The sequence below is a fragment of the Peribacillus phoenicis genome (assembly GCF_047238085.1).
In the GTDB taxonomy this organism is placed as follows: Bacteria; Bacillota; Bacilli; order Bacillales; family DSM-1321; genus Peribacillus.
Window position 1 is genome coordinate 760,812 of the sequence record NZ_JBDFMF010000001.1, and the last position, 25,621, is coordinate 786,432.

27 protein-coding genes and 2 riboswitches are annotated in these 25,621 nt (G+C 42.1%); of the genes, 16 read left to right on the plus strand and 11 right to left on the minus strand.

Annotation, left to right across the window (positions count from 1 at the left end; genetic code table 11):
• Positions 1-2 precede the first annotated feature (2 nt).
• The 4 genes from ABC374_RS03795 (at position 3) to paaX (ending at position 3,837) form a co-directional block, all read left to right on the plus strand.
• Positions 3-875 carry a 3-hydroxyacyl-CoA dehydrogenase gene (locus tag ABC374_RS03795; RefSeq protein WP_413016037.1) on the plus strand — a complete coding sequence of 291 codons (873 nt, stop codon included), beginning with the start codon at positions 3-5 and terminating at the stop codon, positions 873-875.
• The gene (locus ABC374_RS03800; RefSeq protein ID WP_413016039.1) at positions 872-2,080 is read left to right on the plus strand and encodes an acetyl-CoA C-acyltransferase; all 1,209 of its coding nucleotides are present in this window, start codon (positions 872-874) and stop codon (positions 2,078-2,080) included. The genes ABC374_RS03795 and ABC374_RS03800 overlap by 4 nt, the downstream gene beginning before the upstream one ends.
• Before the next feature lie 13 nt (positions 2,081-2,093).
• Positions 2,094-2,870 (plus strand): enoyl-CoA hydratase-related protein, encoded by a 777-nt coding sequence (locus tag ABC374_RS03805; RefSeq protein WP_350301600.1) that lies wholly within the window; start codon positions 2,094-2,096, stop codon positions 2,868-2,870.
• An 85-nt stretch (positions 2,871-2,955) separates the two neighbouring features.
• The gene (paaX, locus tag ABC374_RS03810; RefSeq protein WP_413020261.1) at positions 2,956-3,837 is read left to right on the plus strand and encodes a phenylacetic acid degradation operon negative regulatory protein PaaX; all 882 of its coding nucleotides are present in this window, start codon (positions 2,956-2,958) and stop codon (positions 3,835-3,837) included.
• Between the two features lie 77 nt (positions 3,838-3,914).
• Here the strand turns inward: paaX and ABC374_RS03815 are convergent, their stop codons facing one another.
• Positions 3,915-4,427: a gamma carbonic anhydrase family protein gene (locus ABC374_RS03815; RefSeq protein ID WP_413016041.1), complete on the minus strand. Its 513-nt coding sequence runs from the start codon at positions 4,425-4,427 to the stop codon at positions 3,915-3,917.
• Positions 4,428-4,507: 80 nt separating this feature from the next.
• On the opposite strand from ABC374_RS03815, the gene ABC374_RS03820 reads away from it, so the two are divergent.
• Positions 4,508-5,473, plus strand: coding sequence for an NAD(P)H-dependent flavin oxidoreductase (locus ABC374_RS03820; protein WP_413016043.1), 966 nt, complete (start codon positions 4,508-4,510; stop codon positions 5,471-5,473).
• A 342-nt stretch (positions 5,474-5,815) separates the two neighbouring features.
• Positions 5,816-6,427: a DedA family protein gene (locus ABC374_RS03825; RefSeq protein ID WP_413016045.1), complete on the plus strand. Its 612-nt coding sequence runs from the start codon at positions 5,816-5,818 to the stop codon at positions 6,425-6,427.
• Positions 6,428-6,472: 45 nt separating this feature from the next.
• On the opposite strand, the gene ABC374_RS03830 is transcribed toward ABC374_RS03825, so the two are convergent.
• A complete protein-coding gene (locus ABC374_RS03830; RefSeq protein ID WP_350301603.1) occupies positions 6,473-6,616 on the minus strand; it encodes a YjcZ family sporulation protein in 144 nt (47 codons plus the stop codon).
• A gap of 216 nt (positions 6,617-6,832) precedes the next feature.
• On the opposite strand from ABC374_RS03830, the gene ABC374_RS03835 reads away from it, so the two are divergent.
• The 5 genes from ABC374_RS03835 (at position 6,833) to ABC374_RS03855 (ending at position 11,336) form a co-directional block, all read left to right on the plus strand.
• The gene (locus ABC374_RS03835; protein ID WP_413016048.1) at positions 6,833-7,576 is read left to right on the plus strand and encodes a metallophosphoesterase family protein; all 744 of its coding nucleotides are present in this window, start codon (positions 6,833-6,835) and stop codon (positions 7,574-7,576) included.
• Positions 7,577-7,675: 99 nt separating this feature from the next.
• The gene (locus tag ABC374_RS03840; RefSeq protein ID WP_272492837.1) at positions 7,676-7,807 is read left to right on the plus strand and encodes a hypothetical protein; all 132 of its coding nucleotides are present in this window, start codon (positions 7,676-7,678) and stop codon (positions 7,805-7,807) included.
• 209 nt (positions 7,808-8,016) lie between these two features.
• Positions 8,017-8,949 carry a cation diffusion facilitator family transporter gene (locus tag ABC374_RS03845; RefSeq protein WP_413016050.1) on the plus strand — a complete coding sequence of 311 codons (933 nt, stop codon included), beginning with the start codon at positions 8,017-8,019 and terminating at the stop codon, positions 8,947-8,949.
• Positions 8,950-9,226: 277 nt separating this feature from the next.
• Positions 9,227-9,916, plus strand: coding sequence for a response regulator transcription factor (locus tag ABC374_RS03850; RefSeq protein ID WP_350301606.1), 690 nt, complete (start codon positions 9,227-9,229; stop codon positions 9,914-9,916).
• Complete coding sequence (locus tag ABC374_RS03855) at positions 9,906-11,336, plus strand: HAMP domain-containing sensor histidine kinase (protein ID WP_413020263.1); 1,431 nt, start codon at positions 9,906-9,908, stop codon at positions 11,334-11,336. Before ABC374_RS03850 ends, ABC374_RS03855 begins: the two co-directional genes overlap by 11 nt.
• A gap of 55 nt (positions 11,337-11,391) precedes the next feature.
• Here ABC374_RS03855 and spx read toward each other — a convergent pair whose 3' ends face one another.
• Entirely contained in the window at positions 11,392-11,787 is a 396-nt protein-coding gene (gene spx, locus ABC374_RS03860) for a transcriptional regulator Spx (protein WP_034314875.1), read from the minus strand.
• A gap of 247 nt (positions 11,788-12,034) precedes the next feature.
• Between spx and modB the strand changes: the two genes are divergently transcribed.
• On the plus strand, positions 12,035-12,688 hold the full coding sequence (gene modB / locus ABC374_RS03865) for a molybdate ABC transporter permease subunit (protein WP_350301607.1): 654 nt from the start codon (positions 12,035-12,037) through the stop codon (positions 12,686-12,688).
• Here the strand turns inward: modB and ABC374_RS03870 are convergent.
• Positions 12,650-13,129: a GNAT family N-acetyltransferase gene (locus ABC374_RS03870; protein WP_413020265.1), complete on the minus strand. Its 480-nt coding sequence runs from the start codon at positions 13,127-13,129 to the stop codon at positions 12,650-12,652. The genes modB and ABC374_RS03870 overlap by 39 nt on opposite strands.
• A gap of 115 nt (positions 13,130-13,244) precedes the next feature.
• On the opposite strand from ABC374_RS03870, the gene ABC374_RS03875 reads away from it, so the two are divergent.
• The gene (locus ABC374_RS03875) at positions 13,245-13,736 is read left to right on the plus strand and encodes a hypothetical protein (RefSeq protein WP_413016053.1); all 492 of its coding nucleotides are present in this window, start codon (positions 13,245-13,247) and stop codon (positions 13,734-13,736) included.
• 197 nt (positions 13,737-13,933) lie between these two features.
• A complete protein-coding gene (locus tag ABC374_RS03880; protein WP_028393295.1) occupies positions 13,934-14,131 on the plus strand; it encodes a cold-shock protein in 198 nt (65 codons plus the stop codon).
• A 41-nt stretch (positions 14,132-14,172) separates the two neighbouring features.
• Here ABC374_RS03880 and ABC374_RS03885 read toward each other — a convergent pair whose 3' ends face one another.
• The 4 genes from ABC374_RS03885 to ABC374_RS03900 form a co-directional block, all read right to left on the minus strand.
• Positions 14,173-14,340 (minus strand): hypothetical protein, encoded by a 168-nt coding sequence (locus tag ABC374_RS03885; RefSeq protein ID WP_402941076.1) that lies wholly within the window; start codon positions 14,338-14,340, stop codon positions 14,173-14,175.
• A gap of 121 nt (positions 14,341-14,461) precedes the next feature.
• Positions 14,462-14,899 (minus strand): flavodoxin domain-containing protein, encoded by a 438-nt coding sequence (locus ABC374_RS03890; RefSeq protein WP_413016056.1) that lies wholly within the window; start codon positions 14,897-14,899, stop codon positions 14,462-14,464.
• Entirely contained in the window at positions 14,871-15,923 is a 1,053-nt protein-coding gene (locus ABC374_RS03895) for a ribonucleotide-diphosphate reductase subunit beta (protein ID WP_137023613.1), read from the minus strand. Before ABC374_RS03895 ends, ABC374_RS03890 begins: the two co-directional genes overlap by 29 nt.
• Positions 15,924-15,968: 45 nt before the next feature.
• Positions 15,969-18,266 carry a ribonucleoside-diphosphate reductase subunit alpha gene (locus tag ABC374_RS03900; RefSeq protein ID WP_413016058.1) on the minus strand — a complete coding sequence of 766 codons (2,298 nt, stop codon included), beginning with the start codon at positions 18,264-18,266 and terminating at the stop codon, positions 15,969-15,971.
• 138 nt (positions 18,267-18,404) lie between these two features.
• A riboswitch (cobalamin riboswitch) is annotated at positions 18,405-18,585 on the minus strand.
• Positions 18,586-18,878: 293 nt separating this feature from the next.
• Here ABC374_RS03900 and ABC374_RS03905 point away from each other — a divergent pair.
• Positions 18,879-19,808: a manganese-dependent inorganic pyrophosphatase gene (locus ABC374_RS03905; protein WP_214743462.1), complete on the plus strand. Its 930-nt coding sequence runs from the start codon at positions 18,879-18,881 to the stop codon at positions 19,806-19,808.
• Positions 19,809-19,907: 99 nt separating this feature from the next.
• On the opposite strand, the gene ABC374_RS03910 is transcribed toward ABC374_RS03905, so the two are convergent.
• The 3 genes from ABC374_RS03910 to ABC374_RS03920 all read right to left on the minus strand — a co-directional run bounded on the left by ABC374_RS03910 (position 19,908) and on the right by ABC374_RS03920 (position 24,081).
• Positions 19,908-20,054, minus strand: a complete 147-nt coding sequence (locus ABC374_RS03910; RefSeq protein ID WP_155726446.1) for a hypothetical protein — start codon at positions 20,052-20,054, stop codon at positions 19,908-19,910.
• 85 nt (positions 20,055-20,139) lie between these two features.
• Positions 20,140-21,597 (minus strand): SulP family inorganic anion transporter, encoded by a 1,458-nt coding sequence (locus ABC374_RS03915; protein WP_413016061.1) that lies wholly within the window; start codon positions 21,595-21,597, stop codon positions 20,140-20,142.
• Between the two features lie 968 nt (positions 21,598-22,565).
• Positions 22,566-22,655: riboswitch (cyclic di-GMP riboswitch) on the minus strand.
• 214 nt (positions 22,656-22,869) lie between these two features.
• The gene (locus tag ABC374_RS03920) at positions 22,870-24,081 is read right to left on the minus strand and encodes an MFS transporter (RefSeq protein WP_137019406.1); all 1,212 of its coding nucleotides are present in this window, start codon (positions 24,079-24,081) and stop codon (positions 22,870-22,872) included.
• Positions 24,082-24,281: 200 nt separating this feature from the next.
• On the opposite strand from ABC374_RS03920, the gene ABC374_RS03925 reads away from it, so the two are divergent.
• Positions 24,282-25,589: a CitMHS family transporter gene (locus ABC374_RS03925; RefSeq protein WP_413016063.1), complete on the plus strand. Its 1,308-nt coding sequence runs from the start codon at positions 24,282-24,284 to the stop codon at positions 25,587-25,589.
• The last annotated feature ends 32 nt before the right edge of the window (positions 25,590-25,621 follow it).

The following is a 25,621-nucleotide window of genomic DNA, read 5'->3' on the forward strand; positions in this document are numbered from 1 at the left end:
GAATGATTAGAAATCTAGTGATTGTCGGATCTGGTGTCATGGGCAGGGGAATAGCTTATGTAGGAGCAACAGGAGGCTTTAATGTAGTACTGGTGGATGTGAATCAGGATGCTTTGGAAAGTGCAAGAAACGAGATAGATGCCATATTCGAGAAGGGTGTGCGCTACCAAAAAATCACCCAGGAAGAAGCGGCAGCTGCAAAAAGCAGATTTTCCTATTCTTCCAATTTGAAAGAATCAGCAGCATATGCCGACTTGATCATTGAGGCAGTTCCGGAAAAGGCGGAAATTAAGAGGGCAGTCTTCGAAACGATTGAAGTCCATGCAAAAGAAGACTGTTATTTTGCAACCAATACGTCCACGATGAGCCCGACGGAAATTGGTTCTTATGGAAAACGTCCTGAAAAAACGATTGCCATGCATTTTTTCAATCCTGTACAAAAGATGCCGCTCGTTGAAATTGTACGTGGTCTTGAAACTAGCGATGAAACGGCCGCCGTAATAAAAGAGGTAGCCGGAAAAATGGGAAAAGAAACAGTGGTCATAAATGAATTCCCTGGGTTTGTTACCAGCAGGGTCAGCTGTTTGGTAGGAAATGAAGCGTTCTTTATGCTTCAAGAAGGTTTAGGCACACCAGAGGAAATCGATAAGGCAATAAAGTTAGGGCTGAATTACCCAATGGGACCATTTGAGCTAGGTGATTTGGTGGGACTGGATGCCCGTTTGAATAATTTAAAATACTTACATAGTAAGCTTGGTGAGAAATACCGCCCGGCTCCCCTCCTTGAACAGTATGTTAAAGCTGGCAGGCTCGGCCGTAAGTCAGGTAAAGGTGTGTACGATTATACAAAAGACGGCGAGCTGGTGAGGAAATGAAGGATGTTGTGATCATTGATGCTGTGAGAACACCAATCGGAAGATATAAAGGCGCTTTGAAAAGCGTTCGCCCGGATGACCTCGGTGCAATTGTAATCAAGGCGCTGACCGATCGCAATCCAGAGCTGCCGCCAGATCAAATTGAGGATGTCATTTTCGGGAATGCAAATCAAGCTGGGGAGGATAATCGCGATGTGGCCCGGATGTCCGCCCTTTTAGCTGGTCTTCCGGTAAATGTAGGTGGAACGACAATAAATCGTTTATGTGGCTCCGGATTGGATGCCGTCATGTACGCTGCACGCTCCATTGCAGTTGGTGAAGGCGATATTTATATCGCAGGCGGTACTGAAAGCATGACAAGGGCGCCGTACGTCATGGCCAAACCTGAGAGTGAATTTCCGCGGGGTTCAATGGAGCTTCAGGATACAACGATTGGATGGCGTTTCACGAATGAGAAACTTAAAGAAATGTATGGTGCGGATTCCATGCCTCAAACGGCTGAAAACGTCGCCCTGCGTTTTTCGGTTTCAAGGGAGGACCAAGATCAATTCGCGTATCAAAGCCAGCAAAGAGCGAAAAAAGCAGTGGAAAATGAGCGTTTCATTAATGAAATCGTACCTGTTCGATATACAAATCGTAAAGGGAATGAGGTCATTATCGAGAAGGATGAACACCCTCGTCCTGACACGACCATCGAAAAGTTGGAAAAACTCAAACCGATCTTTAAAGGCGGCACTGTAACGGCCGGTAATGCTTCAGGTGTAAATGATGGAGCCTCGGCATTACTTTTGATGAGTGCAGAAAAAGCACGGGAGCTTGGATTGAAGCCACTGGCCAAATATGTTGTAGGGGCGGTAGCGGGTTTGGAACCGTCCATTATGGGCCTTGGTCCGATTCATGCCACTAAAAAGGCATTGGAGAGGGCAAGCTTGGCGATTGAAGACATCGGGCTAGTGGAATTGAATGAAGCATTCGCTTCCCAATCCTTGGAGTGCATCCGCCAGTTGAAATTGGATCAGGGGAAAGTGAATGTCAACGGCGGAGCAATAGCGTTTGGCCATCCGCTCGGTGCAAGCGGGGCGCGTATTTTAACAACACTTGTCCACGAAATGAAAAAGCGGAAAGTACGCTATGGTCTTGCGACGATGTGTGTAGGCGTTGGCCAAGGCATATCCGCCATTATAGAAAATATCGAAACAAATTAAGGGGAGGAGACTCATGTCCAAGGTTATTTATGAAGTGATAAATCAAATCGGTTATATAACAGTGAATCGGCCCGACGTATTGAACTGCTTCGACTATGAGACACTTTGTGAACTTCAGGAAGTCATCGATGCAGTTTTTTATGACGGCGATATCCGTGTCGTCATTTTCACCGGTGCTGGGGAAAAAGCATTCAGCGCGGGAGCGGATTTGAAAGAAAGAAAGTCTTTGAATGATGCGGAAGTAAGAAGGAACGTTAAAGCGATTCGTGATGTTTTTAATAGTATCGCAGGGCTTCCGCAGCCAACCATAGCTGCCGTCAATGGATATGCATTGGGGGGAGGATTTGAATGGCTGCTTTCATGTGACTTTGCAATTGCTGCCGAAGGTGTTTCTTTGGGGCTCACTGAAACTAGCTGGGCCATTATTCCTGGGGCAGGCGGTACACAGCGGCTGCCGAGATTGATTGGAGAAATGAAAGCGAAGGAATTGATCTTCACCGCTAAAAAATTGACTGCAGAAGAGGCATATCAATTAGGGATCCTTTTGAAGGTCGTGCCAAGGGATCAACTAATGTCAGCTTGTGGAGAATTGGCAGCCAATATCATGAAAAACGGGCCGATTGCAGTCAAACAAGCCAAATATGCGATTGACCAAGGAATGAATACGGACTTGCAAACCGGAATGGCCATAGAAGGAAAAGCCTATGAATTGACCATCCCGACTCAAGACAGATCGGAAGCGCTCCTGGCATTTAGTGAACGGAGAAAAGCACGATTTACTGGTGAATAATATTGCGCTTTCATTTAAAAAAGATATAATAATTATTATGTCTTCCGTGTGAAAATAGTAACAATGTCAGGACGAGGTGAGAAAGATAGGTACTAATACACAATCCATGATTTTTACGATATACGGCGATTATATCCGTAACTATGGAAGTAAAATCTGGATAGGCAGTTTAATTCGTTTGTTAAAGGAATTCGGCCATAATGAGCAGGGCGTTCGTGTAGCCGTTTCACGAATGGTCAAGCAAGGTTGGATTCAATCAGAGAAGCAGGGAAATAAAAGCTATTACTTTTTGACTGATCGCGGTGTGCAGAGAATGGATGAAGCGGCCAACCGCATATATAAGATGAAACCGAATGAATGGGACGGTAAATGGCGTATCTTAATGTACACGATCCCTGAAGATAAGCGGCAATTACGGGATGATCTCCGTAAAGAATTATTATGGAGCGGGTTTGGCAGTTTTTCAAGTGGTTGCTGGATTTCCCCTAACGATTTGGAGAAACAAATCAATCGCTTGATCGAGAAATATGACATAGATGAATATGTTGATTTTTTCATTTCGGAGTACAAAGGTCCAAAGGAAAACCAATCGCTTGTCGAGAAGAGCTGGCATTTAGAAGAGATTGAAAGTAAATATGAAGAATTCATCGAGAAATACAGCAAACAATTCATCGTTCATCAAAGCATCATTAGCAGGGGCGAAATGTCCGATGCTGATTGTTTTGTGGAACGAACGAATTTGGTGCATGAATACCGGAAATTTTTATTTATCGATCCGGGCCTGCCAAAGGAACTTCTGCCTTTAAAGTGGAATGGGAATCATGCTGCTCTTTTATTTAGCCAGTATTATCAAGTCTTGGCTGAACCAGCAAGCCGTTTCTTTGAAAGCGTATTTCAGGAAAACAATGATTTATGCCGGAAAGACGAAACCTATGATGCCAAGGACCATCCACTGATCATTAAGTGAAAAAGAGCCTCAGCCAGTCACTAATGACGACTTGCCGAGGCTCTTTTAACATTATCATTTTCGACTCTTGCTTTTACTTAATCAAGTATCCCTTTGAAGTCTTTTCCTTTTTGAACATATGTATCGATTGAAAGTTGGATCAATTCAAGATCTTTATCATTCAATCTGCGAACCACTTTCCCCGGGGAACCAATAACCAGTGAACGTGGAGGTATGATTTTGCCAGAGGAAATCAATGTGTTCGCTCCGACGATGCATTCTTCGCCGATTTCTACATTATCCAATATCGTTGATCCCATACCGATAATGGAGCGTTTGCCTATTTTACAGCCATGCAGGATGACATTGTGACCAACCGTCACTTCGTCTTCAATGACAACTGGGCATCCTTCAAATAAATGAATGGTGGAATTATCTTGTATGCTGCATTTTTCACCTATTATAATTGAATCTTCATCACCGCGCAGTACGGAATTAAACCAAATGGTAGAGTCTTTCCCAATCGAAACATCACCGATTAGATGAGCACCGGGTGCAACAAAAACAGTATCATCAATGGATGGTTTTTTATTATTGTACGGAATAATCATAGTCTCGCTCCTTTTTGAAAAGTCAGAATTGTTTTTCTAATGAATATAGTATAACATTAAATTGACAGGGGGGGATGAAAGTGAAATATATTTGTGAACTTTTTGCGATAAAATATCCCATTATACAAGGCGGCATGGGGAATATAAGCAATGCAAGTCTTGCGGCTGCAGTATCCAATGCAGGAGGACTGGGGACAATAGGGTGCGGTACCATGAATCCTGAACAGGTGGAAGCCATCATTCTCGAAACCAAAGATAAAACCAATAACAATTTCGCGTTGAACATTCCAATAAATGTTAGTCCATATACAGATGAGTTAGTGAGTCTTGTCCTGAAGCATGAAATACCTGTAGTTTCCCTATCTGCAGGAAATCCTGCCCCTTTCATTCCGCTATTGCAAAAAAAGAATATAAAAGTGATTGCCATCGTTGCGTCGGTCAAGCACGCGCAAAAAGCGCAAGCGGCAGGGGCTGATGTGTTGGTCGCAGAAGGGTTTGAAGCTGCCGGCATCAATTCGAACCTGGAAATGACGACCTTTACACTCATTCCGCAAATCAGCAAGCATGTGACGCTCCCAGTTTTGGCAGCTGGCGGAATAGGCAATGGACAGGGTTTGGCAGCGGCATTGATGCTGGGGGCTTCAGGAGTCCAATTGGGAACCAGGCTGATCGCTACACAAGAGGCACCGTTCCATCCGTCATATAAACAGAAACTGATCGAAGCTATGGGCAATGATACGGTAATTTTGGGCAGAACGTTTGGCCAGGTCAGAAGGGTATTGAAGGACCCATATACCGAGAAAGTCCTGGATTTGGAAAAACAGGGGCTGTCTCCTGTGAATTATCGTGAAATGACCTCTGAGGTCCATCATATTAATGGGGCGATGAACGGGGATGTTAACAATGGTTTTATGAACAGCGGCCAGGTTGCCGGATTGATTGACGATATACCCACGGTAAAGGAATTACTTGATGGCATGATGAAAGATGCAAGAAAACAAATGGAAGATGGATTGAAGAGGCTCTCTGCTCCTTTTATGATTTGAGAGCTTGGTACCGATCTTGTCATGTGTACATCTCTACCAATTAGGGGCTATTCACTTGGTTAACTATATCGAATGCTTGAGGTCAATTCGTCCTCAAGTTTTTTTCGTTTCTGGACCATCTGATATTCTATTATCGTTCTTCTTACAAGCATAGTTCTATAGTAAATAGCCCGATAACAAAACATGACTCCATAAGAACATTGTTTTAGGATAACATTAAGGAAAAATGCGGGTTAACTTGTGATACAATGGACAATGTCCTTTTTGACATCATGGGTGCCCGGATTCATCTTGGAGCACCCCTTATTATATGTAATAAAAGTTAGAAAAGGGGAAACCTCATTGGAAACTTTAATAATGAATATGATTGAAGCGTTTAAATCTTTATCTTATTTCGGTGTTTTGCTAGCTTTGACTTTTGAATTCATTCCTGCTGAAATAGTTTTGCCACTGGCAGGATACTGGGTTTATCAAGGTGATATGAATTTATACTTGACTATCCTTGCTGGTTCGCTTGGTGGGGTAACGGGACCATTGACGCTTTATGCCTTAGGTAAGTATGGCGGGAGACCGCTTGTATTAAAGTTCGGAAAATACTTTTTGATCAAAGATGAGCAGTTGAACAAAGCTGACCGCTTCTTTGAAAGGTATGGTGGGGGAATTGCCTTCTTTGGACGGTTTGTACCAGGTATTCGTACCGCCGTGTCGCTGCCATGCGGAATATTGCAAATGAATATTTGGAAATTCATATTATATACCTATATGGCGATGCTTCCTGTTACAAGCGTTTATGTTTATTTAGGGTTTAAGTTAGGACCTAGATGGGAGCAGGCGGGAGCTATCTTTTCACAATATGCGAATTTCTTGCTTATCCCCATTGCACTTATAGTCATTTGGTTCATTATGAAGACTCGAAAACAAAAGCAAAGAGAAAAAATAAAAGTCAATTCATAACAAAGAAGGCGCCATGATCAGGCGCCTTTTTGATTTATGTCATTATTAGCAGCATCCACCGAAGCCGCCGCCGAATCCCCAACTGCATCCAATGATGATCAACAAGATGAATAATACGATCAGCAATGCGAATCCGTTATCGAAACCGCCGTGGCTGCCTCCACAACATTCGTTACCATTTCCACCCATTTGATTTCCTCCTCATACATATTATGAATTACATACCTAGCAAAACATCTTTACCGGGAATACTTCATACTATGTATTCTAGGCCGAAGTGTTTGCTTATTCATAAAAAATGGGCGTAGGCAAAATCAAGGGAATAAGCCCGAATATTTTTTTGATTTTGTTTTAAATGTTATAATATACCATGTGGATTGTGGGGGAAGGGAGCTGAACTAACTCATGAAAGTTGCCATTATAACGGATGTGCATGGTAATGCTTCAGCGTTGAAAGCCGTTCTTAAGGATATTGATCAAAGGGAAGATATAGATCGTCTCTATTGTTTGGGAGATATGGTCGGGATTGGCCCGGATACTAATGAAGTCCTTGAACTTTTATTTTCAAGAAATGATTTATCGATGATAACTGGAAATCATGATGAAGCTGTCCTGGCCATCGTTAACGGGGAGCCTCATCCGGACGGTCATATTCATGTTAAGGAGCATCATGAATGGATAGCTGAAAGGATGCATTGGAAATTCATAAATGAATTGGAAAAATTGCCTCGAACCATACATCATATCATTAATGATCACTCCGTTTACTTCACCCATTATCACATGGAATCGAAGAAATTGGATGAGCACATAAGCCAAAATCCATTTAGTAAAATCGTTGAACCGAGTTTAAATAACTTAGAAACGCTTTTCAAAGATCAGCATCATGATTTAATAGGATTTGGACATCATCATCCTATCCACCTTTTTAAAAATGACCGAACGATATTCCTGAACCCTGGTTCTCTTGGCTGTAATGGTGAACCAGTTGCTCCTTATGCGATTGTTGTGATTGAAAATACCGGTATTCAGGTAAAGCTTGAAAAAGTCGCCTATGATAATACATCGTTCCTGTCATCGTATCAAAGCTTACAAGTCCCAGAGCATGAATTCATTATACGTGCCTTCCATGGCGGCCAGCAGGTCTAGGACGTTTAAAAAAGATGAAGTATGGGGAAATGTTGAGGCATAAAGGTACATGCCTGTGGATACGATAATAGGCAAACTCAACGAAGGTGGAGGTAGGTCATGAAGGAAAAGGAACAGGTAGTAAATCAAGAGCAGGAAGAGATGGAACGGCACAGTTTTGTCTGTAATGATGAATTGTTCAATAAGGATCTTTACGCCATTGTCGATGATACGATGCAAGAGGAAGGATAAACGGGAAAACGCTGCAGGTAATGTCTGTAGCGTTTATTTTTACGTTGAAATGGCTGAAGCCAGAATTTTGGATTTCCGTAAAGGATCACGTCTCCTCCTGATTCCATCACTCTTTTTACAGCCAGTGAATCCCGGAAGTGAATCATTTGAAACCATTCTGGATTTATCCCATACTATATATAAGTTTCAAATCCGAGAGGAGGGATGGCATGGGACATCATCATGGTCACTCCCATGATCATGATCATGGGCACGGACACCACCACCATTCTAATAATAAAAAAGCCTTGTTGGCATCTTTCTTATTAATCTCCACATTCATGATCGTCGAGGTCATTGGCGGATTCTTGACAAATAGTCTGGCTTTACTGTCGGATGCAGGTCACATGCTTAGCGATGCTGCAGCTTTAGGGCTTAGTTATACAGCGATAAGGTTGGGGGAAAGGAAAGCGACATCGTCCAAATCGTTTGGATATAAACGGTTTGAAATCATTGCTGCTTGTTTGAATGGATTGACCTTGATCGTCATATCCGTATTCATTTTCGTAGAGGCAATTAAGAGGTTCCTGGATCCCCCTGAGGTGCAAAGCTTGGGAATGCTAATGATTTCAATCATCGGATTACTTGTTAATATCATTGCGGCCTGGATTTTAATGAGCGGAGATAAGGAAGACAATCTGAATGTACGGAGTGCTTTTTTACATGTTATTGGTGATATGCTTGGATCTGTGGGTGCCATTGCGGCCGCACTTTTGATTTACTTTTTCGATTGGGGAATTGCAGATCCGATTGCGAGCGTCATAGTCGCGATTTTAATCATTATCAGCGGTTTTAGGGTAGTGAGGGATTCTTTCCATATCTTGATGGAGGGCACACCAGAACAAGTCGATATGGATGAAGTGAAAGCATCCTTGATGGAATTGGAGGGTGTATCCGATGTCCATGATCTCCATATCTGGACGATCACCTCTGGCTTTTTGACAATGAGCTGCCATGTTGTCATAGATGAGAGCGGTAATCACGATTCAGTTTTAGCAGAAGCGCAAAAACTACTTCATGATCAGTTTGGGATTGAACATAGCACGATCCAAGTGGAAAGACAGGAAGCGGGCTGTCCGAATCCACACGAGACATGTAATTGAAAAGGGCTGGCTCAGTTTAGAGCCAGCCTCTTAAGAGTGTATAAGGGGATCATAGTTTTTTTCTGGATGATTTTTACGACCATGCAGAAGCATTCCTGTTAAAATGAATCGAGATCACTTACACAACAAGGTTACTATGTGAAAACATCGGTTAATTTTACTGCGAACATAATCCTGACACATAAAAATGGTAGGATTGAGGGAAAATGCTTGGTCTTTTTAATAGTTAGCATATATAAAATGATTCCACTATAATTCAGGAAGGAGGAATCCGTCAATGAAGAAAATTCTTGTCGTAGAAGATGAAATCGCCATATCGATGGTATTGAAAGCATATTTGGAGCGGGAAGGTTTTGATGTAGTCCAAGTTTACGATGGGCTAAAAGCCATTCCGGTGTTTGAAGAAACGAAGCCAGACCTTGTCCTGCTTGATGTCATGCTGCCTGGTAAGGAAGGCTGGGATATACTGAAGGAAATTCGGGAGGACGATACATGTCCGGTTATCATGTTGACTGCACTGACAGATGTCGATTACAGATTATCGGGATTTAAGTCAGGTGCGGATGATTACATCTCCAAACCCTTTGTTGCCGAAGAAGTCGTGGCCCGGGTGCATGCCGTTTTAAGAAGATCATCATCGGTTGTTACGGAAGATGGTCATGTACATCAATTTGGAAGTTTAACCATCGATGATCTGTCTTATATGGTTCATTTAAATGGGGAAGAGATAAACTTGACGCCGCGTGATTTGTCGCTGCTCGTTTTTTTCGCTAAGCACCCTAATCAAATTTTCACGAGAGAACAGCTGCTTGACCAAGTGTGGGGCATAGATTATGACGGCAGTGACCGTGCGGTGGACCTGGCGATCAAACGAATCAGGAAGGCGATAGATGCATGGCCTGTAACTGAGGGGGAAATAAAAACATTGCGTGGATTGGGGTATCAATTGAGTGTCTATGAAAACTAAAAAAAGAACCACTTTACAACGCTATTGGACAAAGAGGTACGTATTGACCTTGATTTCCGGTTTGATATTATTGTCTGTTTTTTCCTTATGGTGGATGGAAAAAACGGCTTTGGAATATAGGCTCAGCCTTCTTAAATACTTAGCTGATGAAACATCCGATCGCGCGATTAAGGAAAATGGCCAGATTGTCGTTGGCCCGGTCCTTTCGGAAATTGTTGAGGAAAGGGAGAAAATCCTCCATCTGAACCAACAGCCAATCATCTATATCGTCGATCCCGATGCCACCATCATATATACGATGCCACAATTGTATATCGATCCGGATGAAAATAAACTCCCGGACGTCATCATGAAAAATACGGAGTTAGTCCAGAAGGTCAAGATTTCCGACAACAAAGTATATGTCGTCAAATCCCCCATTACGTTTAACGATGAGACGAGAGGCTGGGTGGTCATTGCCCAGGAAGAAGGGGCATTGAAGGAAATCAACCAAGATCATGGCTTGTTGGCGATCATGATTGGAGGACTTCTGATTCTGGGAACGGGAGTCATTTATTTTCTTTCCAGGCAGATTTCGCGCCCCATCCAAGACGTAGCTAACGCCGCTGTCCAGGTTCGTGAAGGCAACTATGATATCCATTTCAAAGAGGAAGAGGAAATCAAGGAAGAAGAAATTTATGAACTGATAGAATCATTTAAGGAAATGACCAATCGATTGAAGGTCATGGAGAAGTTGCGGGCGGAATTGCTTGCAGGCGTAACCCATGATTTGAAAACGCCAGTCACTTCCATTAGCGGACTGATACAAGCGGTTAAGGATGATGTCGTTAAGGGAGAGCAAAGTAAGGAATTCCTCGATATTTCCTTAAAGGAAACTCAGCGTTTACAAGGTATGATAGAGGATTTACTCAATTATAATGCCATATCGGCAGGCGCTTTTAAAATCCGGGTGCAAAAAGAGAATATCAATATATTCATCAAGGAAATCGCCTATCGCTGGCAGGTGACCCAGGATGATGATCAAGCGTTCGCTTTTGAGATAAAAGTTCCTGATGAACCGGTCTTTGGTCAAATTGATTCATTGCGGATGCAGCAAATCGTCATTAACCTTTTGAATAATGCCAGACATGCACTTGACGGCAAAGGGAAAATAGCGATTCACCTTTATGAAAAGGATGAAGAACGGATCTGCATTGATGTACTGGACAGCGGGCGGGGGATTCCGAAACATGAACAGCAATATGTGTTCGAACCATTTTATCGAGGTGAAAACAAAAAGCTGAAGGTACGTGGGTTAGGTTTGGGACTGCCATTCAGTAAGATGCTCGCAAAAGCGCAAAAGGGAGATCTTGTGCTTAAGGATAGCGATGAACAAGGCACCACCTTCACGATTATCATAGAGAAAGCGGATAAGATATAAAAAAGGGTTGTCCGATGTAATGGACAACCCTCTTATTATGCAGAATGTTAACTGATTAAGCCAATTGGCTGATTGCACGCCATAATTGTACATGACGGACCTTCCTTGGAAGGAAGCGTCCCATTTCTTCTTCATTATATCCTGCATGCAAGTTCTTATGGTCGAAAATGATTGGCCGGCGAAGTAAATCCGGGTTATCTTGAATAAGCTTGCAAAGATCATTAAGTGGTGTATTATTTATATCGATATTCAGGCTTTTGAATTTTTTGGAACGGGTTGAGATGATTTCATCTGTCCCGCCTTCCGTTTTACGTAAAATCTCTTTTATTTCTTCTATAGAAAGAGGTTGGGAATATAGGTTACGTTCATTAAAGGAAATTTCGTTCTTCTTAAGCCAAGCTTTTGCTTTACGACAGGCTAAACTGCTTGGGGTAGTATAAATTGTTACCATTAAAATCGACTCCTTCAAAGTTTTCAAGTTTATTGGAATGAAATTATTTTTATATTTGTGATACTCTTACTTTAACGTTCCTTTGTGTCAGCAAGATGTCAAGAAAAATAAACTTAAATGTTATTTTAAAAAGAAAGGGAGAAAATGAAATGGAATCTGCCTTTAATGAAAAAGAAACGGTTTTGGTAATGATGCCGAAAAAGGACCTGCATAGACCGTTATTTAACAGTGATGTGCGGATGGTATCATGACAGGGGATTTTTGGTCACCAGTCAGGCTATCGATACAAGTAGCGGGACTATCGGGTATCCTTGTTTTCATTTTAGGAATTATCCTAGCGCGAATGATGGCTAAAAAGAAATTCAGGGGAAGAGTCCTGTTGGAAACAGCGTTTTTATTGCCGCTTGTTTTGCCGCCTTCCGTCGTGGGGTTTTTATTGATTGTGATTTTTGGCAAGAGTGGAATGCCGGGACAATTCATTGAAAGGGTTTTTGATCAGCCCCTAATGTTCACGTGGTGGGCGGCGGTCATTGCATCTACCGTGGTAGCGTTTCCGCTTATGTACCAATCCGCTAAAACGGGCTTTGAAGGTATCGATGAAGAAATCGAAAATGCAGCAAGGGTTGACGGGGCCGGCGAGTGGAGATTATTCCTGAATGTATCCCTTCCATTGGCGGTCAAATCCATCGTCACAGGTGCCATCTTGAGTTCTGCGCGTGCATTGGGGGAATTCGGGGCAACGCTCATGTTTGCCGGAAACATTCCCGGACAGACACAAACCATACCGACCGCGATTTATATCGCCATGGACTCCGGGAATATGACATTAGCCTGGCTATGGGTTGCCGTAATCATTGTCATTTCATTCATTATGCTTTTTATCGTGACATACATAAAATGAATGCTGTTTCTCGAATATGCTTATGAAAAAGAGAGGTGCGGCTTCTACGTCCTCTTTATGGGTGAATCCGTTTTTTTCGTAAAGGTTCCGTGCAGGCAGGTTCATTTTACCGGTCGAAACGGATATCTTTTCCCAGTCGCCGTGTAATTGAAGAGCATGCAGCAGTGCATCCGCGATACCCTGCCGAAAATAATCAGGATGGACGACCATCCGGCAAATCAGTATTTGACCATTTTCTTTTGTATAAGATATTGCACCCGCTAAGGCATCACCCTTTAAAAAGCATAAAAACGTTTCATGACAATGAATGAATTGTTCATATGTTTCCAATAATGGAGGGATATCGGCAAAGCCGATCATATCCGCTTCCACCTTATAGGCTTCTTTCTGAAGTTTAAAAAGCTGTAGGCCATAATCGGTGTCCAGGTCCCGAATTGTCATGATCAATCAAATCACTCCCTTTCCTTACATTATAATGGAAGAGGGAAATTATTGTTTCTAATCAGTCTATGTTATAATCGACAAACAATATGAACTAATGAAATGAGGAAGAAATTTGTTAACATTTGAAGAAAAATTGAGCATCATTGAAACTTTTCCGGAATTACAGCGAAAAGACGTTTCATTGGGACGTGTGAACTTCCATTATCCAGATAGCGTCCAGGAGAAAAAAATCGTCGTTCAGCACTTGCATCCCAATGGAAATGGATTCGTTTACGCAGGGCATATGAGAAAAAAAGACACTGACCGTAAAGGGTTTATCAATATACGTGACTATAATGAAGCGGAATTGAAAGAATTGATCCAAAAAAGCGTGGATTACCTATCGAAACCTCCGGTTGAAGTCGAAGAAGAGGAAAACGAGTTCGCTAGGTTGGAAGGGGCATGGATTGGCCCTGAAAAGCAAGAGCTTACACTTGAAAGGGAAAACCTGCTTTGGAATGTTTATTCAGGGTCGAATCTTGAGGAATGTTTCGAGAGTCCGATAGAGGCGGAGCGCTACTTATTGGACGAAGGCTTCCGACAAAGCAAGAAGAGGAATATGTAGAATTTTAGGATAATTTGTCGGTTGATTTACTGCGATATTCTTGTTTTTTTTGGATTTCCCATGATATAATATGAGTAATTATTTTTGTTCGGAAAAGTTTGATAGAAGGATTTACTGTAATAGGATTCCTCTTGAAACATTATCCAGAACCAAAAATAGTAATAAAATGGATTTTTCCAAACACAGGAGGAACTATCATGGTACAAGGTAAAGTAAAATGGTTTAACGCAGAAAAAGGTTTCGGTTTCATCGAAGTTGAAGGCCAAGACGATGTATTCGTACATTTCTCAGCTATCCAAGGAGAAGGCTTCAAAACGCTTGAAGAAGGCCAAGAAGTTTCTTTCGAAATCGAGCAAGGCGCTCGTGGACCACAAGCAGCTAACGTTCAAAAATAATTGAACGCATATAAAAAAAAGACTCCGATTTTGGAGTCTTTTTATTTTTCTTTTATTTCGGCGATTTCCTTTAATGCTTTGTCCAATTTTTCTTCGATCCGTTTAGAACGATTAAAATGACCTGACAGGAAAAACACGATGAATATAACGAATACGACAAGCACTAGCATAAAAAGGATAGGAAGGAACTGGGTTATATTTTCAGTCATTGGATATTTTCTCCTTTTTTCTTTCATTATACTTCATGCTTACGGCTGCTATGATGGAGGGAGCCAAGTTTTTTAAAAAAACACTGAAAGGGGATATGCGAACATGCATATCCCCTTTCAGTCAGTTCTGGAATCGCGAGGCGAACTTTTGAAGTCTGGGCAAGTCTGATTCTTGATACATCTGTTCTATCTTCAATGTCACCAATAACTGGCTCTTGGCAAATAACATGTCCCGGAAATGATCGACCGCCCCACAAAAATGATTATAGTTGGTTTCACCAGTGCCGAAGACTCCCGTTTTCAGATGAGCTATAGGCAATTGTTCCAGTTCTTTATAAAGGGCTGCTGTTTTAGCGGGAAGCTCCCCATTGCCCCATGTATAGGTGCCGACGATCAATGCATCGTAATCCGGCAATGTACGTAAATCGAATTCATTCATTCGAAATAGTCCAGCTTCAGGTATAAGGGAAGCGAGGGCTTCAGCAAGCGCTTTTGTATTGCCGCCGGCAGAATGATAGACAATGGCAACTTTACAGCTCATCGAACCCATTGCTGGCATTTACTTGACTGTATGTCCTTGATTTCTGTTCAAAGAAATCGGTTTTGGTAAGTCCGATGGATTCATCATCGAACGTTTTGATCCATGGCATCGGGTTCTCGCCATACTCTTTATACAAATTTTCAAGGCCTAGCATACGTAACCGTTTGTTGGCGATATATTCGATGTACTCATTGAATTCTTCCAAATCAAGATCGGCTTTGGTTTGGATATCTTCGAGCATATATTCAGACCATTCCTTTTCGAGTTCGACTGCTTTTTCAATCGTTGTATAGATGAACTTCGTGTTTTCTTCATTATTTAACTCAGGATATTCATACATCAAGATTTGAATGAGCATTCCAATGAAATCGAAATGGACCATTTCATCGCGGTGAATATAGGATATCATCGTAGCGGAACCGGTCATTAGATTTTGGCGACCTAAATTATAATAAAAGGCGAAAGCCAGATAGAAATAAATCCCTTCAAGGTTCGTTGAATGGATCAATGCCTCGAATAAATGCTGTGGGCTGGGATCGTCCACGAACGTTTGATAAGCATCAACGATCGGTTGGTTACGCTTAATCACTTCAGGATGTTCTTTGATGCGGTCGAAAAGCTGTTTTTGCTTGCCTACCGGAATCAAGGAAGCAAGGATATAGGAATAAGATTCATTATGGATCGATTCCTGCTGGGCCATGTTGGCCAGGATAGCTTTTGCCGCCGGATCTTTGATGTACCGAAGGATTTCTACTAATGTGGGCGTTTGAAGACTGTCCATTCCAGCAATCATCGTAAGGATATCGAGAAAAGCATCCTGGATATCTTCGTCCAATTCGCCCCACTGCTTTTTATCTTGAATCATGTTCACGCTCGAAGGCTTCCAAAAGTTATTGATGAGCTGTGTATAGGTATCATAGAATTTTTCATACTGAATATCGTTCCAAAGGAGGAAGCCTGAAGCTTCTCCTTTGAAAACACCGGTTGCCTTGGTTGGATGCGTCGGTTCAAGCATCCGAATTTTTTTGATATGATTGGTCATTCGTGAAAACTCCTTTAAGAATAGATTACTGGGTCATGATTGTCATTAACTTGAACAGCTTTCGCAGGCATTGTCATATTCGGAAGAAGTCGAACGAACATAATACGTTGATTTCAACCCGCTTTCCCATGCAGTTAAATGGATATCCAACAGGACCTTCGCTTTGATTGTATTGTGTACATACAGATTAAAGCTGATTGCTTGGTCAATATGGCGTTGTCGGGCTGCATTTTGCCTGATGCTTTCCAGTTGGTCCAAATTGAATCGCGTCTTTTTATAATATTCATACGTATTTGGCGTCAAGCCTGGTGCGGTCACCTTGAATTTGAAGTTTTTCTTTTCTTCGTAAAATTCAATTTCATACAAAGGGTCGATGCCATCCGTGGAATTACCGATTTTGGCTGTCGATGAATTGGGGGCAATCGCCATTAAATATCCATTACGGGTCCCGTGTTCCTGCACGTCTGCTTTTAAATCCATCCATTTTTGATCTGTATAGTCACGCAGTTCGAAATAGTCCCCTGTATGCCAATCAGATCCTTCAAAATATGGGTATGATCCTTTTTCCTTGGCCAATTCGTTGGATGCCTTGATTGTTAAGTAAGCGATCTTTTCGTATAAAGCATCGGCATATTGAACAGCCTCATCGGATTCCCAATAAATATTCTGTGTGGCAAGTAAATGATGCCATCCAAACGTTCCTAAACCAATTGCCCGGTAACGTTTGTTCGAGATGGATGCTTGTTTGACAGGAAGATTATTCACATCAATGACATTGTCCAGCATACGGATCTGAATGGGAATCAATCTTTCCAAAACATCGCTGCCCACCGCTCGTGGCAAGTTAATGGATGAAAGGTTGCAGACAACGAAATCGCCGCTTTTACGAACCACAACAACATCTCCATCTTCTGTTTCATATTCATCCGTGATCGTCGAAGGGCTTAGGTTTTGGGCAATCTCCGTACAAAGGTTAGAACAATAAATCATACCTTTATGTTTATTGGGATTCTTCCGATTAACTTCATCGCGGTAGAACATATACGGTACGCCTTCTTCTAATTGAGAAATCATGATGCTTTTCATGATGTCCATCGCATTGATTTTTTCAAAGCTATAGTTTGGAAGCGTGCCATTTTCTGCGGCCTCGACAGCAAGTGCATAATGATTCCTGAAGCTTCCTTCGCCTTTCTTCTCGTCATAAAGATCTTCAAGTGAAAATCCAAGGATTTGCTTAACGGTATGCGGATCAAAAAGATACCATTCTTTTCTGTCGCGTACAGCCTCCATGAATAAATCCGGTATGCATACGCCTGTAAAAATATCATGGGCTTTTAATCTGTCATCCCCGTTTTGTGTCTTCAAATCGAGGAAGCTCATGATATCTTTATGCCAGGCATCCAAGTAAATCGCGATGGCACCTTTACGTTGACCCAATTGATCGACACTTACAGCTGTCTGGTTGAATAGTCGAATCCAGGGCGTCGTGCCGGAACTGTTTCCAGAGAAACCCCGGATATCAGAACCAAGCGAGCGAACCTTACCAACGTAAAGGCCGACACCGCCGCCGAATTTAGATACTTTTGCTGCATCGTAGTTTGATAGATAGATGCCATCAATCGAATCTTCAATTGCGTCGATAAAGCAAGAGCTTAACTGTCCATGTGTTTTACCTGCATTGGAGAGTGTAGGAGTCGCAACGGTCATATAAAGGTTGGACATGGCCCAGTATGCTTCTTTTATAAGTTGCAGGCGGTGCTCCGTTTTTTCCATTCGCATGATTTCCATCGCAATGATCATGAAACGTTCTTGTGGCAATTCGTAGACCTTGTCCTTTTTTGGGCGGGCCAGATAGCGGTCGTTCAATAAGTAGATGCCTATGTAAGAGAATAATTTATCTTTTTCCGGGTCGATCACCGAACCCAATTCCTCAATTTCCGCTTTTGTATATGAAGATAGCAGTTCTGGTTTATAAATTGGATAACGCTGACCTTCCGAAAGCTGGGAGAGTTCTGTGATCAGCTCATAGAATGGGCCATAACTCTTGCCTTCATAACCTCGATTGGCTTGTGCATCCCTATACATTGTATTCAACAGTTCTGCTGCAGCAACGAATGTCCAATCCGGAGCATCGATATCCACACCTTCAAGAGCGAGCTGAATCAGTTTTTTTGATGCCTGTTCTTCGGTTGAGTCACTTTTGCGATCAAGCCATTTTGTAAAACGCTTTTTGAACTTTTCCATATCGAGACGGCCTTCGAATTCCTTCGATAACATCTCAAGCTGGATGGATTTCGTTTCTGTGTCATTTTCACTTATGGTAGAGTTATATGTTTGAGTCATTAATAATCCTCCTTGTTAACTTCCGCTAAAATAAAAAAACCGCCCAAAGAATTGAGCGGATCAAACGATAGAATAAAAGAGCCATGAAAAAATAGCCGTTATACTATCGTTTCATCATCTCAATCCCCGAAGAATAAGAAACGTGAAAAATTCAAGGCAGGTCTCCTGACTCATGATCATCCTACTTTGAGTCCTTCCCGTATAGAGAGCTATACAGTGGGTTTCTCATTTCGTCACATTTACAGTTGCGGGGACAGTTCCGGGTTTACACCGGATTCCCTTTTCAGCCATCACTGGCACCTTGGATTACAAAAAATTCTATATATAGTTATTGGTATTGTTTATGTAATCAATATCTAGTATTTCTGCTTATATTATCGTAAGCCATATACGATGATAATTCAACTAATATATTTGAAAAAAACCAACCCTTATCTATTGACAAAGTGATGGCAGAGGGTGAAGTAATGAAAGATTTTATTGGGGAATGGATAATTCAAGCGCTGATTTTACTGGATTTTGTGTTAAAATAAAGTGTCTAGTAAAGGTGGCTCTCCCTTATTGCGGTGAGGGGATTCGCGGAAAAATATTTATGAAAAAGGGGATAAAATCTTGGAAAAAGTATTAGTTTTTGGACATAAAAACCCGGATACAGACACAATCTGTTCAGCAATCGCTTATGCAGATCTGAAAAAGCAGTTAGGTATCAATGCTGAACCAGTTCGTCTGGGTGAAGTGAATGGTGAAACTCAATATGCATTGGACCAATTCAAATTCGAAGCTCCCCGTCTTGTGGAAAAAGTTGCAGGGGAAGCTGATGGAGTAATTTTGGTCGATCATAACGAACGCCAGCAAAGTGCTGAAGATATTGACCAAGTCCGTGTGTTGGAAGTTATCGACCATCACCGTATCGCTAACTTCGAAACGAGCGATCCTTTATATTACCGTGCGGAACCAGTTGGCTGTACGGCAACCATTTTAAATAAAATTTATAAAGAAAACGGCATTGAAGTTCCTAAAGCGATCGCAGGTCTTATGCTGTCTGCCATCATTTCCGATTCTTTATTGTTCAAATCACCTACATGCACGGAGCAAGACGTTGCAGCAGCTATGGAATTGGCTGCCATTGCGGGAGTCGACGCTGAAACATATGGCTTGGAAATGTTGAAGGCGGGAGCTGACTTGAGCGACAAAACGATTGCTCAGCTTATCACTCTTGATGCAAAGGAATTCTCCATGGGAATGGCTAAAGTGGAGATAGCACAGGTAAATGCTGTTGATCCGAACGAAGTCCTTGCTAAGCAAGCTGAATTGGAAGCGGCGATTGAAGCGGTAATCGCTGTGAAGGAATTGGACTTATTCCTATTCGTCGTAACGGATATCTTGACTAATGATTCTGTTGCCTTGGCTCTTGGTAAAGCAGCTTATGCAGTGGAAAAAGCATACGACGTGTCATTAAACAACAACATCGCCGTCTTAGAAGGCGTTGTATCGCGTAAAAAACAAATCGTGCCGGTCTTAACGGACGTATTCAGCAAGTAATAAAGGAAAAGGGATGATCATTAAAAATTTGGGCATCCTTTCTCTGTACATGCAAAAAAAAGACTCAACCATCCATTAAGGGTGTTTGAGTCTTTTTTCTTAATTCAAGGCTTCCTTTTCTTTTTCATAGGCGATGACAATCAATTCTTTATTGGCTTCCTCGCCAAGTTTGCTTTCAAAGCTTTTCAGTTCATTCAATAAATCCGGTGACAGATTTGCTGCTGTATAATCCTGCTCGGGTGTCATGCTTTTCGCTCCTTTCAAAAGGAAATGATTCATGTTATCTATTTTGTCGGTTTGAAAAGTTTCTATTCAGCAGAATGTTACTTCTTCAAGATATTTTACTTTCTGAGGTGGCGAGTTTTTCAAGCAATGACGAACTTTCTTCATCGAGCCCTTGGACTTGGACAGGAATTCCCAGAAGCTGATATTTAAGGATAACCGTATCAACAGCACCGACTGCTGAAGCATCCCAAATTTTGGAATGGTTGAAGTCGATGACGATTGCATCAGCTTTTTCCTTGAAGTCGAACTTCGAAACAAAGTCTTGGACAGAAGCAAAAAATATTTGTCCGCTGATACGATAAGTGATTTTCTTAGCCTGGATGTCTTCCGTTTTCTCTACTGCCACTTTAGAAATCTTAGCCGAGAAGAAAATCATGCTCAAAAGCACTCCGGCAAATACCCCTTTTGATAAGTCATGTGTATAAAGGACAATGAGGACCGTCACGATCATTACGGCTGCATCCGACTTAGGAGCTTTAGTGAGCCTCTTTAGGGAAGACCAGTCAAATGTCCCGATTGAAACCATGATCATGACTGCGACAAGTGCAGCCATCGGTATTTTAATAAGTACATCATTCAATACCACGATTAATACCATAAGGAATGCGCCCGCTACAAATGTCGAGAGCCGGCCCCTTCCACCCGATTTAATGTTGATACCGGATTGGCCGATCATCGCACATCCTGCCATGCCACCAAAACATCCGGCGATGATATTCGAAATCCCCTGGCCTTTGGCTTCCTTATTTTTATTACTGTCCGTGTCAGTCATCTCATCGACAATTTGAGCTGTCAATAACGATTCAAGCAGCCCAACAAACGCAAGGGCAATGGAATAAGGGAAAATGATCGCCAAAGTTTCGAAGGTCAAAGGGGTGTCTGGAAGCATGAACATCGGAAGCGCTTCGGTCAATTGCCCCATATCCCCAACCGTCCGCACCGTAGCCCCCGTGGTAACTGCAACGATCGTCATGAATATGATGGCGACAAGTGGTGAAGGTATGACTTTCGTGATCTTCGGAAAAAGATAAATGATAGCTAATGAAACGGCTGTCATGACATACATGATCCATGTTTCGCCCACGAAATGGGTGAGCTGTGCCGTGAAAATCAAGATGGCTAAAGAATTCACAAAACCAGTCATGACCGGCTTCGGAATGAACTTCATTAATTTCCCGATTTTTAAGACCCCTAGTAAAATTTGCAGCAAACCAGTCAATATTGTTGCAGCAAGTAAATAGTTCAAGCCATGATCTTTAACAAGGTCGACCATGACGAGTGCCATTGCGCCAGTGGCAGCCGATATCATTCCCGGCCTCCCGCCGACGAAAGAGATGACAATGGCAATGCAGAATGAGGCATATAGACCAACCATTGGGTCAACGCCAGCAATGATCGAAAAGGCAATCGCCTCCGGAATCAATGCCAAGGCAACGACAATTCCCGATAGAACATCTCCTCTAACGTTGCCGAACCATTCCTGTTTGTATGCAGATGTATTCAAAGAAACACTCCTTCTTTCTTTTATATATGTGTGTTGAATTCTTTTTTAAATGCACTAAATTATAGCATGAGCCGTTCTTTCTATCTATATGGATAATATAAACGACAAGTCGTGGGTCATTCATTTCTTATCAAATGGGGGTAAAATGCTTTAAGAGAGAAGAATTGGTTAAAAAGGTGCTTGAGTTATCATGTGAGGGAAGTCGATTATCATATGAAGGTAGGCGGTACCACTAGTAAGCTGGATCATTTATTATGTCTGCATACAGGTTCATGTAATAATGTCAGTCGAAATGGATTTCCGAAAAAATGGCTTGGCCATTTTTGACATAATGGGCTTCTACACGCTTTTATAAAATTCCCTTTAAGGAATATGGAGTAAAACAGTAGGGATCTATTTCATAACTAATCGCTTTGCATTCTAGACATGGGTTTTAGAAGGTAGTGAAACGAGATAGAATCTAATGATTACTTATAAATCTCATGATGATTTATATCAATCGAGCCAGTTATAGGGCTGACCGTACATTTACTATTCATATAATGAAAAAAGATAGTGCTTTAACTGTGTCAGTATAATTGGGCATGAGGTAAGAGAGTTTTTTACCGGAACTATATCTTCCTTCTTTTCATACAAGGAAGTGGTGAGGGTGAAAAAGTAGGGAACCGGAACCCCATACCAGTGTTAAGGGGCTAACCCTTATCAATGATACTGGATTTACATTTAGGACATGTCACTTCTTTATAATGCTTGAACCTGATCTTTCGAAGGTCGCTTCTGGACAGCATTGCGAATACATTATATCTTGTGCCGCATGCACAAGTATTTTTATCTTTAACTATGTGTCTCTCATCCGTAGTAGCTGAATAAATGGTTGGAAAGAACATATATAACCCTCCTTGTTTTAATTTTAGGCCAATTAAAAAGGGGCAAGAAATTGATAATGAAGTGATCCATTCAAGAAAAATCTTGGCAGCCCGGCAGCCATGACAACTAGTTGTTGGTTTAGGACCGTGGCTTTGCGTCTTTTACTTTAATAAAATTTGCCTATAATAATCTTAACATAAAATCTAATGTGTGATGAAGTGCAGTAAAAATACTTATCAGTTTATGGGTGGGACCAAAGGTTATCATTTTTGGACTCACTGCCTGTATCGGAATACGACCGAAACGAGATTCAGTTCCAAAAGTATCCAGAACTACAGCTGTATGAGCATTAAACATGAGAAAGCCTGCTTCCATCTGGAAGCAGGCTTTCTTGCCAAAGTGTAATTAATGTGATCTGGCCAACTCCGGATTGCGGTGCATCGCGAAATAGAGGACAAGTCCGGCAATGAGGAGTAACGTGCTGGTCGTTATGAAAACGGCAGAGAAACCATAGAAACCAGCAACCATTCCGCCCATTGCGGGCCCGATGATATTGCCTAAAAAGCGCAGGCTCGTATTATACCCAAGAACTTCCCCCTGCATTGCGACAGGCGCTTCTTGGCGAATGTAGGCAATCCTTACAGGGATGATGCCGCCTATTGCCATGCCTAGTATGAAACGTACAAAAACAAGCTGCCAAAAATGATTGATGAAGGCACCGGGCAAGTAGACTAGAGCGGTCAGAAAAAGAAGCAGCACAAGAATTTTCACATGACCATGCCGATCCCCTATCTTGCCCCAGTGACGCGCCATCAATAAATTCCCCAGGCCTGCTGCAGAAAAGGCGATTCCTGAATAAAATCCAAGATTGGAAGTTCCATGCAGCTCGCCAACGTATAAAGAAAGAATGGGCTGGATGCTGAAGTGGGCAACTTGGACAAGTGTCGAAATGAGCATGACATTCACTAAGATGGGGTTCCTTAAGATATGCGAGAGAACCTCCCTGCTTGTATAGCTCGACTTCGTTCCCTTCTGCTGTTCCATTCGGTACTCCTTGGTAGCAAAAACAAGAAGTCCAGAGATGAAAATGGTGATGGAGGTGAATTTAAAGGCGGTTGAATAGCCGAGTGTGTCTGCAAGCACGCCGCCAAGCAATGGTCCGAAAAGGGAACCGGTTATATTTCCCGTTTGTAAGGTTCCCAGTACACGTCCGGCAATTTCTTTTGGTGTCTGTGTTGATATGAAGGCCTGTGACATGGAAATGAAGCCAGTGAATATTCCTGTGAACATCCTTAAGACGAATAGCTGCCAAACATTTTCGACGAATCCCATCAGGAAGATGGACAGACCCATCCCAAAGGCGCAGGCAATCAAGATTTTCTTCCTGCCATACCGGTCACCAATCCGTCCCCAAATGGGGGAAAATAAAAAGGCTGTCACGAAAGTAATTCCAAAAGTCCATCCGGACCAATGCTGGATATATTGAGTCGAATAATCTCCGAATGTACCAATGTATAAGGATATGAATGGAAGAACCATCGTCATGCTTCCGCCTATGAAGAAATTGGCGAACCACATGATGAAAAGATTCCGTTTAGCTATTTTATGAGCGTTCATTTTACATACAACACTTCTTTCCTCCGAAAAAAACTTCGGGTTCCTAAATAATAGTATACAGAATTTGACTAATTTATTAAACGAATTTGTTTTACTGGTTTTTTAATGAATGTGCAAATGGTATAATGTGAAAATATTGATTTTTCAGAAAAATTAGAAATCGAAAGGTGTTCATTTTTTCAATTAAAGGAGTTTTTAACATGTTAACGATTTTAGGATTTTGCATGATTTTAACGTTTCTGGTCTTAGTCATCACAAAGCGCTTATCAGTGGTTGTCGCTTTTATCTTCACGGCGATAGCCTTTGGTCTGATTGGTGGGTTTGCTTCGGAAATGGGAGATATGATGGTCGCGGGTATTTTAAAAGTGACACCAACGGCAGTCATGATCGTTTTTGCTATTCTATACTTTGGTTTAATGATTGACGTTGGTTTATTCGAGCCCATGATCGCTAAAATACTGAGTTTTGTAAAAGGAGACCCGCTAAAGGTTGTCATGGCAACCGCCATTATAACCATGTTGGTAGGTTTGGACGGAGACGGTTCTTCCACATTCATGATCACCGTTTCAGCCATGCTGCCGCTTTATATCAAATTAGGGATGAACAGGCTCGTATTGGCCTGTGTCGTTGGTTTAGCCGCTGGCGTCATGAATATGATTCCTTGGGGAGGTCCTTTGGTCAGGGCGGCCGCGAGCCTTCAGGTTGAAGTATCGGAGTTATTCATTCCTCTCATACCTGTCATGATCTGTGGTCTTTTATGGACGCTTTTTTCGGCATATGTACTTGGCAAAAAGGAAAGGGAGAGATTGGGAGTCAGCTCCCTGGAGACGAACATGCAACCTGGTATGAGTGAACAGGCTGCAGCTGTTGAAACGGCATCTAAAGGAACATCCAAGCTTTTTTGGTTTAATTGGTTCTTGACGATTTTACTGATGGTTTTGCTGGTGATGGAAGTGCTGCCGATACAAATCTTATTTGCCTCCGCTTTTGCGATTGCACTATTCGTTAACTTTCCGAACCCAAAAGAACAGCAGGAAAGGATTTTAAGTCATGCCAATAGTTTCGTGATGATCTGTACACTCATTTTCGCAGCAGGGATTTTTACGGGTGTATTCACGGAAACAAAGATGATGGACTCGATGGCTGCTTCAATCGTAACCGTCATTCCGGAGTGGCTCGGGGCACATTTGCCACTGGTGGTAGCGCTGACGAGCATACCGATGGGGTTCATTTTTTCACCTGATGCCTATTATTTTGGCATTCTGCCAATAATAAGTGAAACGGCATCGAACTTCGGCATAGCCCCTGTAGAAATCGGAAGGGCGGCTTTATTAGGTCATTCGACCGCAGGGTTCCCCTTATCGCCATTGGTGCCTGCAACATTCATATTGATTGGACTTGTAGGTGTGGATTTTGGGGATCACCAAAAATTCCTGTTTAAATGGGCGTTTGGGACAACCATCATCATGACGATCGCAGCCATTACTTTCGGGGTCATCACTTTGTAAAATGTGAGCCCATTAAGCTATATTGTAAAATC